The sequence below is a fragment of the Maribacter sp. PR66 genome, from assembly GCF_028464205.1.
GTDB classification, from domain to species: domain Bacteria; phylum Bacteroidota; class Bacteroidia; order Flavobacteriales; family Flavobacteriaceae; genus Maribacter; species Maribacter flavus.
In genome coordinates, this window is sequence record NZ_JAQPCH010000007.1 from 43270 (window position 1) to 56998 (window position 13729).

Genomic DNA, 13729 nt, shown 5'->3' on the forward strand with positions numbered 1-13729 from the left:
TTCAACTAACGACATGGATTATAAAACAAGAAGCTTTAATTCTATTGCTTCAACTTTACCGTCCACTCAAAATTAAAAGTACTCACCACTACCCCATCGGTATTCACACCAACCGATTTCATCCAGACCGTTTGTCCTTCTCCCGTAGCAATCGTTTTCTCCAAAGCTTCTTTGATGAGTATCCCATCCTCACATGTAAATGTGATTTTTCCAGTGGCCTTTTTTGAGAAATTGGCGTTGTTGTTGGCCACTAGCATGGAAATTTTTTTGCCCGTGGCATTAATCTGATCGATCATCATGGCCCCTGTGGAGAGTTCTGCGGCCATACCCTGCACTGCCCAAAACATGGAATTAAAGGGATTTTGATTGAACCATCTATGCTTAACCGTTACTACGGCCTTCTGCTGGTCCAAATATTTTAAACGTACACCACACCACCAGGCAGAAGGTAACTTAAAAAAGGTGAAGGTATTGAATTTACGGATGTTTACGGCCATTGTTGTTCTGTTTATTTTCTAAAAATATCGATAAAAATCAATATCCTAAAATGTTAATAAAAAGTTAATTTTAAGTACTATGTGTTGCATAGTACCATCTTTTAACTATATATTTGCATTGTAAGTTATTATGCAATCAATATATTCTTATAAAACCTAGTAACATAAAATAGCATCAAATTAAAGAACGAACCATGACCGAATCACTATCAAAACACGAAAGAAACCTCTCCGCATTGATACATGCGAGTACGTTTTCCAAATTCTTTATCCCTTTTGGGAATTTTATTGTGCCATTGATATTATGGACAGCCAACAAAAAGGAATATGACTTTGTGGACCATAATGGAAAACAGGCCTTGAATTTTCAGATTAGTCTCCTACTCTATTCCATTGTTTTGGGAATTATTAGTATTCCCTTTTTCATAGGCTTTTTTCCAAACATCTTCGATTTCGATTTTTTTGGTTTCGGGCATTTGAACAAATGGAACAATCTTAACTTTCACTTGGATAGTGACGATTTTAGGTTTGGTACTTGGTTGGTACCTGTTGGAATTACAGGACTATTACAGGGCGCATTATTCGTAGTGAATATTGTCTATACCATATTGGCAACCATCAGAACCAATGAGGGACAAACTTTTCAGTATCCCATAACTATTAAATTCATAAAATAATGAACCTTTTGAAAATAATCATATATAGCATCGTTGCTTTTTTTACAAGCATGGCATTTGGGCAGGTTTCAAAGGATTCTGAACTGTACAGAACCATTCTGGAATTGGACAACACCTACTTCACCGCTTATAATACATGTGATATGGAAACACAGACGGCCATTTTTGACGAAGACTTGGAATTCTATCATGATAAAGGCGGTTTGGCAACGGACAAAAAAGCAATTTTAAAAAGTATTGAAAACAATATTTGTGGGAAGGTAACCAGAACCCTGGTCGAGGATAGTGTAGAGGTCCATGCCATAAACGATTTTGGGGCAGTTCAGATAGGAATGCACACTTTTTTTAATAAAGAAGAACCGGACGCAGAATCAAAACCATTGAAGTTTATAGCCATTTGGAAAAATACGGACGACCATTGGCTAATGCACAGAGTAATAAGTTTACATTAAAATAATCAGGGTACTCATCACACCCATTGGAGTTTATGAATCAATCAAAAATGAATCAAAAATCAATCAAGGATGTTTATTCATCTCCCGATAGCTATCGGGAAAAAAACGAACCGTTAACCCATGCAGACCACAACAACGCGGACAGAGCAATCTCCACTTGGAAAGTGGCCGCATAAAAAAGAAAAAGACAATATGAATGTAGAAAATACAAAAGCGCAGATGCGTAAGGGAGTCCTGGAGTACTGCATCCTGTCCATTTTAAACGGACAAGACAAGTACGCCTCGGAAATCCTGGATACGCTAAAAGATGCCAAAATGCTGGTGGTGGAAGGTACCATTTACCCGCTATTGACAAGGTTAAAAAATGCCGGGCTACTAAACTATCGTTGGGAAGAATCCACATCCGGACCACCAAGAAAATATTATACCCTAACGGAGACCGGTAAACTTTTCCTAAAGGAACTGGACACCACCTGGGATGAATTGAGAAAAGCCACCAATCTGGTAACCAACACAAAAAACAGCTAACAATGAACAAGACAGTAAATATAAATCTAGCGAATACGCTATTCCATATAGACGAGGATGCGTACAACAAAATGCGTAGGTATTTGGAGAGTGTAAAACGCTCCTTTGCCAATACGCCGGGAAGCGATGAAATTTTAGCCGATATAGAGGCCAGGATCGCAGAACTTTTCTACGAAAAATTGGAGAACGAAAGACAGGTAATCACCCAAAAGCAGGTGGACGAGGTAATCGCCATTATGGGTCAGCCCGAAGATTATGTGGTGGACGAGGACATTTTTGAGGACGAACCAAAGTCCAAAACTACGGGTCCGGCCCCACGTGTAAAAAAGCTGTACCGTGATACCGAACAAAAATATGTAGCAGGGTTATCCTCGGGTCTGGCTCATTACTTGGGAATAGATCCGTTATGGATACGAATCCTTTGGGTCTTTTTGACCATAGGTTCCGGCGGAGGCTTTATCCTACTCTATGGACTTCTATGGATATTGATACCAGAAGCGACTACCACGGCACAAAAACTGGATATGCGGGGTGAAGCTGTGAATATCAGCAATATTGAGCGAAAAGTAAAGGAGGGTTTTGAGGACGTTGCGGATCGTGTAAAAAGTGTTGACTACGAAAAAGTGGGCAATACCGTCAAAAAAGGAGGCAAAACATTCTTTGATACCCTTGGGGACATTATTATGTTCCTATTCAAGATTTTTGGAAAATTCATAGGAATCTTATTGATTATCATAGGGGCTTCTACCTTGATAGGGCTGTTCGTAGGATTGATTTCCGTGGGGGTAATGGACATGGTGAACGTACCGGGCATAGACTTCTACAATGTGGTCAACTCCAGCAATATGCCCATCTGGTTGGTATCCCTATTGGCCTTTTTCGCCATTGGAATCCCGTTCTTTTTCCTGCTGTATTTAGGGTTGAAGATTTTGGTCAAAAACCTGAAATCCATCGGGAACATTGCCAAATTCAGTCTCTTGGGTCTTTGGCTGATCTCCATCATCGTATTGATAATCTTTGGTGTTAGGGAAGCGGCATCGCATGCCTATTCCGGTAGCGATACCTCAGAACGGGAAATCTATTTTGAAAATACCCTGGACACCTTGGACATACGCCTGGCCACGTTCGACTATGACCGGGACCGTAAAATGCATATGGGAAATATGATTATCACCCACGATGACAATGGAGAGCGGATTTTGGTATCCGAAAACGTTCGGTTCAGGATTCGTAAATCTACCGATACCATTTTTAGGATCGAGGTGCGGCGGGAAGCCAACGGCCCCTCATTTGCAAAGGCCAAGGAAACTGCGGAAGCCATCGATTATGATTACAGCGTGTCCGGCAATAGCCTAGTTTTGGACAACTACCTGCAAATACCGGGAGACAGTAAGTTCAATGACCAAGAAGTACGGGTAAATCTTTTTGTTCCCGTGGGAACCGTTCTTACCTATAATCGCGGGGAAGGTCGCAGTTGGGTCATGCGTGCCGATACCGATCGAGATACGAACGACTTGGACGGCTATACCTGGCAAATGGAAAACGATAACGAACTACGTTGCCTTGATTGCCCCGCCGATATGGAATTTGACGAAGGCTCCAACAACAGGGTGCGTATCAATGAAGATGGCATCGATATCAACATCAATGATACCGATGGGGAATCGTTTAAAATGAAAATCGATGAAAACGGGGTCCGTATCAATGCGAAGGACAACGACGAAGAAAAAGTGGATATCAACATCGATGCAAATGAAAGCAAGATAGAGATACAGGCACAGGACGGTGATACTACGATGCGAAAGACCATTTCCAAGAATTAATTTCAAAGATTACAGTTCAGAAAGAGAAAACGACAGATCGGTAGCAATCATTTACTAAAAAGAATACAAAACATCAATTTTACATCAATCAAAAAAGCAACAACCTAAAAAACAACAATCATGACAACACTAGTTAGAGTAACCATCGCATTCGTACTTGCACTATTTCTTAGCTCCTGTGGCTTCGACATAAACTTTGGGGACTTTGGGTCTGGCAAGGCCGGGAACGGCGTAGTAGTGGAAGAATCCAGGGAAGTAACGGAGGATTTCAATGAGGTCCATGCTTCGGAAGGTATACAGGTCTATGTTACCCAGGCATCGGACTTTAGCATTTCAGTAGAAGGTGACGAAAATATCATCGACCTCATCGGTACGGATATCCGCAACGGAAAATTAAAAATCCACGCTATTGAGAACATTGGAAGGGCTACCAAAAAGGTATTTGTTTCCCTACCGGAGATTACTTCCTTGGAAAGCTCCAGCGGGGCGCAGCTAACGACCCAAAACCTAATTAATGGAGACCATATCAATGTAGATTCCAGTAGCGGTTCCATTTTGAATATAGAGGTGAACGCCAATCACATGGACATAGATGCAAGCAGTGGCGCCAATATTGAAATTACAGGAAACGCCAAGCAAGTGTATGTAGACGGCAGCAGCGGTGCGAATATTAAGGCGAAGGACTTGATTTCCGAAGAATGCCGTGCCGAAGCCAGCAGCGGTTCCAACATCAGCGTGAACGTGTCCGACCTTCTTACGGCGGATGCCAGTAGTGGAGGCAATATATCCTATAAAGGCGACCCAACGGTGAAAAAGAACAAATCGGTTTCCGGAAGTGTACATAAGTATTAGAAACTGTCTTTCATCAATCAATCAACCAACGGACCCACTGAAAAATCAGTGGGTTTTTCTTTGTATTTCTCCCAATTTGGTCTTGGAAACCTGATTGGTCTTTTGCATCTTCGTGTAAAGATTTGACCCATGCAGATACAGCTTCAAAAACACATCCTTGCCCTGCGGCACACCTTCAGCATTTCTAGGGAATCCCATGATTTTCAGGATACCTTGATTGTGTCTCTTAGCTTAAACGGACATACAGGGTTTGGGGAGGCCACGAGCAATCCGTACTATAAAATTACCATAGAGAGCATGATGGCCGAAATAGAAGCCGTTCGAAAAGAGGTGGCGGCATATGATTTTCAAAATCCAGAGGACTTCCATGGATTTCTAAGGGCAAGGGGCCTTTCCAATTTTGCGCTTTGTGCCATGGATCTGGCAGCCCATGACCTTTATGGAAAATTAAGGGGCAAGCCTTTATACGAACTTTGGGGGACACAAAACGACCGTTACCCACTTACCAATTACACCATTGGTATAGCGCCCGTGGAGGATATGGTGGCCAAAATGATGGAAATGCCCTGGCCCATCTATAAAATCAAGTTGGGAACACAGGACGATGTCGCCATCGTACGGGAGCTACGAAAACATACCGATGCCGTTTTTAGGATAGACGCCAATTGTGCTTGGACGGCCAAGGAGACCATAGCAAATGCCCCGGTGCTGAAGGAACTTGGCGTGGAATTTCTGGAACAGCCCTTAAAGGCCGATGATTGGGAGGGTATGGAAAAAGTAGCACATCATAGTGTCCTACCCGTTATTGCCGATGAAAGTTGCATTGTGGAAACCGATGTGGAAAAATGTGCCTTACATTTTAATGGAATCAACATTAAGCTCACTAAGTGTGGAGGTCTCACTCCTGCCCTGCGCATGATTAAAAAGGGTAAAGAATTGGGACTAAAAGTCATGGTAGGATGTATGACGGAATCTTCCGTTGGTATTTCGGCCATTGCACAGTTATTACCACAATTGGATTACGTGGATATGGACGGAGCAATGCTTTTAAAGGAAGATATTGCCAAGGGCGTGGAGATACAGGAGAACGGAAAGGTCATTTTTCCGGAATTGGCCGGTAGCGGTATAACCCTATTATAAGCTTCATGGCCTTGTACATCGATTCATTTCCCGGAAGACAGATTACGATAGCGGATGAAAAATACCTGTACTTTGGCGGGACTTCCTATTTGGGGCTCCAAGACTACGAACCCTTTCAAGAGCTATTTATCAAAAATATCCGGAAATACGGCACCAATTATAGTGCTTCCAGAAAATCAAACGTCCGGTTCTCGGTATTTGCACTAGCAGAGGACTATCTTGCAGATTTGGTGGGCAGTGAAGCTTGTATAACACAATCATCCGGTTATTTGGCGGGACAGTTTTTATCGGATTATATCCACAATAAATCCTACAAGCCCTTTTTTGCACCCAATACCCACTCTGCACTTTTCAGGAACAAGGTCAAGAACTATGTAACCTATGCCAGCTTGAACATAGCGCTGCGAAATTACCTGAATGAACCCAACGCCAAAACACCGGTACTTTTCATGGACGCCATTGATTTTTCAGGTGGTGGTTTTCCCAATTTTGAAAGTTTGAAAATACTTCCCTTAAAAGATATAGTCATCGTGGCGGACGATTCCCATGGCATTGGTATTATTGGAAATAACGGGAGCGGTGTCTATCGTTCTTTGGAGGCGTTGAACCCTAAAAAATTATTTGTATGTTGCTCCTTGGGAAAGGGGTTTGGGATACAAGCGGGCGCTATTTTTGGAAACAAGGAAGACTTGCTACAAATGGAAAACAGTTCGTTTTATGGCGGGGCAAGTCCGGCAAGTCCTGCCGCGGTGGCCACCTTTTTGGAAGCAACGCCCATCTATTATGAAAGACGAACAATACTGCAGGAAAATCTAGCCCGATTTTTGGAGAAGTTGGAATCGCTGAAGCATTTTAGGTACATGGATGGGCACCCAACATTTACCTTTCTAAATCCGAAGTTGGTGGAATTCCTTGAAATGCAAAAGATGGTGATTACCAACTTCAATTATCCCGATGATGCTTCAGACAATATGAGCCGTATTGTGCTTTCTGCCTCGCACCGCTCTTCAGATATCGAGTTGCTTGTAAATACCTTAAATTCATTTAAACAGTAGAATCCAGATAAAACATTAATGAATATTTTGTAATTATTATATATAAATTTTGTTAAATTATTAATATTATTTGTATCTTTTATGGTATTAATAATCATTAAATAATTTGGCCATGAAAAAATTAATTGGGTCGGTTTTTTTGATGTTTATATTGGTTACCCTTACCAGTATTGCCTCCACAAAACTGCAAACACCAAATTCCCTGGAAGGGACTTGGGAGCTAATCAACCGATATAATTATGATGAACAAGGTGTTTCGGACACCTTACAAAACGTAAATGGATATCGGCAAGTAAAAATCTACAGTAAAGGCAAAGTAATGTGGACTCGCTACTCACCTGACGATCCAGTAGAATGGTTTGGATATGGGTCCTATACCAATACTGAAGACGAGTTGGAAGAGCGTTTGGAGTTTGCCTCCGCAGAAATGATGAAGGTTCAGGACACCGTGAAAGTCTTTAAGTTTGAACTGGTGTTGGACGAAAACAATTACAGCCAGATTACCTTGGACGATAACGGCAATAGAATTTATGCCGAAAATTATAAACGAATCGACTAAAAACTAAAACCTTGAAATAAAAAAAGCGCCAAAAGGCGCTTTTTTTATGTACCATTCTATATTACCTAAATATTATAGTTGTCCGCTACGGTCTCAGCTACAGAACCAATGGTTGCAAGATATCGTTCTGCATCCAATGCGGCCATACAGCCTGTACCAGCAGCCGTTACAGCTTGCCTGTATTCCTTATCCTGGGCGTCTCCGGAGGCAAAAACCCCGGGAACATTGGTTTTGGTTGATTTGCCCTTGGTAATGATATAGCCCGTTTCGTCCATATCCAATTGACCCTTGAAAATATCCGTGTTGGGCTTGTGCCCAATGGCAATGAACAGACCGGTGATGGCAATCTCCTCCTTTTCCCCGGTTTGGTTGTTCACCATTCTAAGTCCTTCCACCACTTGGTCTCCCAGTACCTCGTCCACTTCCGTATTGTATTTTATTTCGATGTTCTTAAGGCTCTGCACCCTGTGCTGCATGGCCTTTGAAGCCCTCATGTAGTCCTTACGCACCAACATGGTCACTTTGTTACAGATATTTGCCAAATATGAGGCTTCTTCTGCAGCGGTATCCCCTGCACCCACAATAGCGACGTCCTGTCCCTTATAGAAAAATCCGTCACAAACGGCACAGGCGGAAACTCCGCCGCCGCGTAATCTCTGTTCACTTGGAATGTTTAGATATTTGGCCGAAGCCCCGGTGGAGATTATTACGGTCTCCGCCTCGATTATCTTATCATTGTCCACGGTAATTTTGTGGATATCGCCCTCTTTTTTTCCGAATTCCGCCTTGGTAACCATCCCAATGCGTACTTCCGTTCCAAAACGCTCCGCCTGCTGCTGTAACTGCACCATCATGGAAGGTCCGTCTATTCCTTCTGGATATCCGGGGAAGTTGTCCACCTCCGTGGTCGTGGTAAGTTGTCCGCCCGGCTCCATACCTGTATACAAAACCGGCTTTAGGTCGGCCCTTGCCGCATAGATGGCGGCTGTGTATCCCGCAGGACCGGAACCTATAATTAATGTTTTAACTCGCTCTATTGCATCCGACATAATAATACGCTTTCATTTAGTTCTACAAAAGTAAGTTTTTGGACAAAAACCTTACACCTAAGTTATCAAAAGTTTTCACAGGCTACAATTGTTCCCAAGGATGAAAACATGGATTGAACGAAACCTTAAAATAAAAAAGTGAACCTAGTTGAAAAAACCCCGTATATAAGGCAGAAACCTATTTGAAGCTATTATGAAAACACTGCATTGTGCTGTAGTGGAGGATTCTAAAATCCATCTCAAGATATTGGAAAAAAATATTGATTTGAATCCCCACCTTGAACTAATAAAATCCTTTAGAAACGGTAAAGAGGCAAGGGATTTTTTGAAACTTAACCCGATAAACCTGCTGTTTCTTGATCTAGAACTACCGGATATCAACGGATTTGAAGTTTTGGAACATCTTAATGGTGACTTTTCCACCATTGTAACCTCAGCAAATCCAAACTATGCCATAAGGGCCTTCGATTTTAATGTAAATGATTATTTATTAAAACCATTTTCCTTAGAACGATTTAACAAAGCAATACATAAGGTTATTACGAACATCAACCTTTCTAAGGAAATTGAAACTGATGAAAACAGTATATTGGTTCGATGCAATTTAAAGGAAGTTCGGCTAAAACCCAAGAACATTCTTTGGGTGGAGGCCTTGGGAGACTATATAAAGATTGTCACTCAAGAAAAGAAGTTAGTCGTACTCTCTTCCATGAAGGCCTTTATGGAAAAACTGCCCTATGACAAATTCTTACGAATACATAAATCCTATATCGTCAATATAGAAAAAATAGAAATGTATAATCATGCCCATGTTCAAGTAAGGGACAAAAGACTACCCATAAGCAGAAACAATAACCTCGCCTTGGACAAATTGCTCAATTATTGGAACTGACCGTGATTATTCAAGCATGGCTGCAGTGGCGACCGTCCTAAATCCCGTATGTTCCAATGAGGAATCCATACTGGAGCCCATCCTGGCGGAAACGCGATAGCTTGCGCAGTAGGAAGCGCTACATAAAAAAGAACCACCTTTGATTACCCTTTCCTTGGCCAAGGGGTTATTTGGAGTAAACGGGGCTTTGGCACCTTGTGGATTTCTTTGAACCATGCCCGAAGCTTTGGCCTCCTTATAATAATTTGTATTATACCAATCACTGGTCCATTCCCAAACATTGCCGGCCATGTCATATAGCCCATAATCATTGGGGGGATAGGACTTCACAGGAGCCCTCAATTCAAAGCCATCGGCTTTTGTATTCGTAACGGGAAATTCCCCTTCCCACGTATTGGCTCGGTCCTTTAGAACCGTAATATCATCGCCCCAAAAGAAGGTGGTTCCGACTTGTCCGGCTCTGGCTGCCAGTTCCCATTCCGCCTCGGTAGGTAGGCGTCTACCGGCCCATTCGCAATAGGCCATGGCATCTTCAAAGGAAATCTGAACCACGGGATAGTCGTCCTTACCTACAATGGAACTACCGGGACCATTGGGGTGTTTCCAATCCGCACCAATGGTCCAATTCCACCATTGTGAAAAATCATACAGATTGGGTACAGATGTTTTCGTTTTTTTAAAGGTAAGTGCCCCGGGCTGCAGAACCGAGTCATGGGGTTTCTCCGTGCCCTCCGGCACCTGTTTTTTTAACTCCTCCCAATCTATGGCTCTTTCGGCGGTCGTAATGTATCCCGTTTCGGAGACGAAATTTTTGAATTGGGCATTGGTGACCTCTGTAACATCCATAAAAAATCCATCCACCAACACATCAATGGCAGGTTTCTCATGCTGCATGGCCATTTTGTCCTGTTGAACGGCCCCTTGTTTCAATTGCCCGCCAGGTATCCAGACCATACCTTCCGGTGTGGAAATACTTTCTGGTTTCTTTACCAGTATACTAGCCGCTGTTGCGGCGATAGGACTAGGTTCATTTTCAGTTTTCGGGCCATCTGCAGGTTTTTTTGCCTCCTCTTTGCATCCTAAAAGAATTAGTGAGATTACTATCGGGATATAAACTATGAAGAATTTTTGCATCCTAAATGTATTAATCATCCGTAAATCTACATATTATGCCACAGGAAGACAATAGCAATACCTTATTACACCTAACAAAAAACACCTGGCCTGTCCAGGTGTTTTTGTATGCTATTTTCAATGAAACCCTCATGGAGGGATTTGTTATGGTAAGATAAATACCACACAAAAGTAAGCGTTTAAATATCAGGCTGTTTACCCAATTTTAAATGCGTGAACTATTAGTTTCCTTTCTTGTAATCTTCCAAGAATTTGGCCAAACCACTATCTGTTAAAGGGTGCTTTAAAAGTCCTTTTATAGCGGATAATGGGCCCGTCATCACATCTGCACCTATTTTTGCACAATCCAAAACGTGCATTACGTGACGCACGGATGCGGCCAAAATTTCCGTTTCAAAGCCATAGTTGTCGTAAATCAAGCGGATATCCGAAATCAGTCCAAGTCCGTCCGTGGAGATATCGTCCAACCTACCAATGAATGGCGAAACGTAGGTAGCTCCTGCTTTGGCGGCCAATAATGCCTGTCCGGCAGAAAAAACCAACGTTACATTGGTTTTGATTCCTTTATCTGAAAAATACTTACAGGCCTTTACACCATCGGCGATCATGGGCAGTTTCACCACTATCTGCGAGTTCAAGGCCGCCAACTTCTCCCCTTCTTCGACCATTCCGTCAAAATCTGTGGAAATGACTTCCGCGCTCACATGTCCGTCCACCAAATCACAGATTTTTTTGTAGTGGTTAAGGATGTTCTCTTTTCCTGTAATGCCTTCTTTGGCCATTAAGGAGGGATTGGTAGTAACCCCATCCAGTACCCCCATATCCTGGGCCTCTTTAATTTCGTCGAGGTTTGCCGTATCTATAAAAAATTTCATCGTTCGTTATTTTATTTGTTTAAAAATTCTATCACCTCAGTATACACTTGATCTCCCGTAAATCCAAATTTTTCGTCCAAAACTGTTGCCGGAGCGGAATATCCAAAGTGGTCAAGTCCGAAAACCTTGCCATTTGGCCCTGCCAAACCTTCTAGGTTTACGGGCAAACCTGCAGTAAGTCCAAAAACGGGCTTATTGCTTGGAATCACTTTTTCCTGGTATTCCTTAGACTGTTGTCTAAAAATACCTTCGGATGGTATGGAGGCTATATTCACCCTAAGCCCTTTCTTTTCCTCCAACAGTTTGGAAGCGTCCATTAAGGTAGAAACCTCGGAACCATTGGCTATTAGTATTACATCCGGATCCTTGGATTCTTTGACCAAATACCCACCTTTTTCTGCACCAAGAGCAGCTTCATAGCGACTACCGGACTGCGCAGCAACGTCCTTGATATTCTGTCTGGATAAAATAAGCCCCGTGGGCGTCTTTTTGTTCTCCATGGCCATTTTCCAAGCAACGTTGGTCTCTTGCGAATCCGCCGGACGCAAGGCCACAAAGCTTTGCGCATGACTGTGGTTCTTCAATTTTTCCAATAATCGAATTTGAGCCTCCTGTTCAATGGGTTGGTGCGTTGGACCATCTTCCCCTACCCTAAAGGCATCGTGGGTCCAAACATACTTGACAGGTAATTCCTGAATTGCACTCAAACGTATGGCAGGTTTCATATAATCCGAGAAAACAAAAAACGTTGCCACAACGGGTATAACGCCTCCATGTAACGCAATTCCATTGGCAACGGCGGCCATGGTAAGCTCAGCTACTCCAGCCTGTAAAAAGGCTCCGGAGAAATCCCCATTTTTAAGAATGGTCGTCTTTTTTAGGAAACCATCCGTTTTATCGCTGTTGGACAGATCCGCAGAGGAAACAATCATGTTCTCCACGTTCTCAGCCAAATATGCCAACACATTCGAGGATGCAGCCCTGGTAGCCTGACCCTCCTTTTGGGCTATGGAACCAAAATCAAGTTCTGGTAACTTACCGTCAAAAAAGCCATCCAATTTACTGGAAAGCTCGATATTTTCTGACCTCCAGGCATCGATTTCCTTTTTCTTGGCATGTGCAGCGGCTCTTTTTCTTCCAAGGACATCCTCATAGAACTCGGCCACTTTCTTGAAAATCTCAAACGGATTTTCAACATCGGCACCCAAGTTTTTCAAGGTCATTTCATAATCCGCCCCGGTGTCACCAATAGGTTTTCCATGCAGTTCCGTATGACCTTCGTAAGGCGCACCATCAGCGGTGACACAGCCTTTGCCCATGATGGTCCTACCAATTATTAAGGTGGGTTTCTCCGTTTCCGCATTGGCATCGGCTAGGGCCTTTCTGATTTGGTCATGGTCATGACCATCAATAGTTACCACTTTCCACCCCCATGCTTCGTATTTCTTGGCGGTATCTTCCGAGGTTACCTCATCAGTCTTCGAAGATAGCTGAACATCGTTTGCATCGTAGAACATAATGAAATTGTTCAAGCCCAAATGCCCTGCCAAACGGCCAGCTCCCTGGGATATTTCCTCTTGAACACCACCATCAGAAATAAATCCATATACCTTATGGTTCATCCAATCCCCAAAACGAGCTTGTAGAAACTTGGCCGCAATAGCAGCACCAACGCCCATGGTATGTCCCTGACCTAGTGGTCCTGAAGTATTTTCAACCCCTCTTGCCACATCAACTTCGGGGTGGCCGGGAGTCACTGAACCCCACTGTCTAAAATTGGCAATATCCTCTTTCTTATAGTTTCCCAGCAAATAGTATTGGGCATACATCAAGGTAGATAAGTGACCCGCATCCATGAAGAAGCGATCACGGAACGGCCAATGCATATCTGCAGGGTCATAATTAAAGAATTCGGAGTACAGAATATGCATAAAATCGGCCCCGCCCATGGGTCCGCCCGGATGTCCGGAATTTGCCTTTTCTACCATGGCTACGGCCAGCGCCCTAATGTTGTCCGCTGCCAATTGATCAATTTCCTGGTTCATGTATTAAAAGGTTGTTTGAATTTTACTTGTTGCTTTTAAACTTCTCGCCCCAAATATACCCCATTTGGAGCGCTATTTAAAATTAATATAGCAGATATAACAAATATTATGTGTAATATATACATTTAAAAAGCATGGTTTTTTACCA

General features: G+C 42.8%; 15 protein-coding genes. 10 read left to right on the forward strand and 5 right to left on the reverse strand.

Annotated features, from left to right (window positions below):
* Window positions 1-41 precede the first annotated feature (41 nt).
* The gene (locus PP181_RS12775) at window positions 42-497 is read right to left on the reverse strand and encodes a DUF4442 domain-containing protein (protein ID WP_272637411.1); all 456 of its coding nucleotides are present in this window, start codon (window positions 495-497) and stop codon (window positions 42-44) included.
* Between the two features lie 194 nt (window positions 498-691).
* Between PP181_RS12775 and PP181_RS12780 the strand changes: the two genes are divergently transcribed.
* From PP181_RS12780 to PP181_RS12820, 9 genes are all read left to right on the forward strand, one after another.
* Window positions 692-1174, forward strand: coding sequence for a DUF4870 domain-containing protein (locus PP181_RS12780; protein WP_138258513.1), 483 nt, complete (start codon window positions 692-694; stop codon window positions 1172-1174).
* Complete coding sequence (locus PP181_RS12785; RefSeq protein ID WP_272637412.1) at window positions 1174-1626, forward strand: nuclear transport factor 2 family protein; 453 nt, start codon at window positions 1174-1176, stop codon at window positions 1624-1626. The genes PP181_RS12780 and PP181_RS12785 overlap by 1 nt, the downstream gene beginning before the upstream one ends.
* 50 nt (window positions 1627-1676) lie before the next feature.
* Entirely contained in the window at window positions 1677-1805 is a 129-nt protein-coding gene (locus tag PP181_RS12790) for a hypothetical protein (protein WP_272637413.1), read from the forward strand.
* 16 nt (window positions 1806-1821) lie between these two features.
* Window positions 1822-2157: a PadR family transcriptional regulator gene (locus PP181_RS12795; RefSeq protein WP_099545205.1), complete on the forward strand. Its 336-nt coding sequence runs from the start codon at window positions 1822-1824 to the stop codon at window positions 2155-2157.
* 2 nt (window positions 2158-2159) lie between these two features.
* Window positions 2160-3980 (forward strand): PspC domain-containing protein, encoded by a 1821-nt coding sequence (locus PP181_RS12800; RefSeq protein ID WP_272637414.1) that lies wholly within the window; start codon window positions 2160-2162, stop codon window positions 3978-3980.
* Between the two features lie 120 nt (window positions 3981-4100).
* Window positions 4101-4832: a head GIN domain-containing protein gene (locus PP181_RS12805; protein WP_272637415.1), complete on the forward strand. Its 732-nt coding sequence runs from the start codon at window positions 4101-4103 to the stop codon at window positions 4830-4832.
* 129 nt (window positions 4833-4961) lie between these two features.
* Window positions 4962-5972, forward strand: coding sequence for a dipeptide epimerase (locus PP181_RS12810; protein WP_272637416.1), 1011 nt, complete (start codon window positions 4962-4964; stop codon window positions 5970-5972).
* A gap of 5 nt (window positions 5973-5977) precedes the next feature.
* Entirely contained in the window at window positions 5978-7027 is a 1050-nt protein-coding gene (locus PP181_RS12815; protein WP_272637417.1) for a pyridoxal phosphate-dependent aminotransferase family protein, read from the forward strand.
* 112 nt (window positions 7028-7139) lie between these two features.
* Window positions 7140-7586 (forward strand): hypothetical protein, encoded by a 447-nt coding sequence (locus PP181_RS12820; RefSeq protein WP_138258519.1) that lies wholly within the window; start codon window positions 7140-7142, stop codon window positions 7584-7586.
* A gap of 65 nt (window positions 7587-7651) precedes the next feature.
* On the opposite strand, the gene trxB is transcribed toward PP181_RS12820, so the two are convergent.
* Window positions 7652-8635, reverse strand: a complete 984-nt coding sequence (trxB, locus tag PP181_RS12825) for a thioredoxin-disulfide reductase (RefSeq protein WP_154918816.1) — start codon at window positions 8633-8635, stop codon at window positions 7652-7654.
* A 193-nt stretch (window positions 8636-8828) separates the two neighbouring features.
* Here trxB and PP181_RS12830 point away from each other — a divergent pair, with 193 nt between their 5' ends.
* Complete coding sequence (locus tag PP181_RS12830; protein WP_272637418.1) at window positions 8829-9527, forward strand: LytR/AlgR family response regulator transcription factor; 699 nt, start codon at window positions 8829-8831, stop codon at window positions 9525-9527.
* Between the two features lie 6 nt (window positions 9528-9533).
* On the opposite strand, the gene PP181_RS12835 is transcribed toward PP181_RS12830, so the two are convergent.
* The 3 genes from PP181_RS12835 to PP181_RS12845 all read right to left on the reverse strand — a co-directional run bounded on the left by PP181_RS12835 (window position 9534) and on the right by PP181_RS12845 (window position 13581).
* The gene (locus tag PP181_RS12835) at window positions 9534-10661 is read right to left on the reverse strand and encodes a formylglycine-generating enzyme family protein (protein WP_154918814.1); all 1128 of its coding nucleotides are present in this window, start codon (window positions 10659-10661) and stop codon (window positions 9534-9536) included.
* 221 nt (window positions 10662-10882) lie between these two features.
* Window positions 10883-11536 carry a fructose-6-phosphate aldolase gene (gene fsa / locus PP181_RS12840; RefSeq protein WP_138258523.1) on the reverse strand — a complete coding sequence of 218 codons (654 nt, stop codon included), beginning with the start codon at window positions 11534-11536 and terminating at the stop codon, window positions 10883-10885.
* An 11-nt stretch (window positions 11537-11547) separates the two neighbouring features.
* Entirely contained in the window at window positions 11548-13581 is a 2034-nt protein-coding gene (locus PP181_RS12845; RefSeq protein WP_154918813.1) for a transketolase family protein, read from the reverse strand.
* Window positions 13582-13729: the final 148 nt, after the last annotated feature.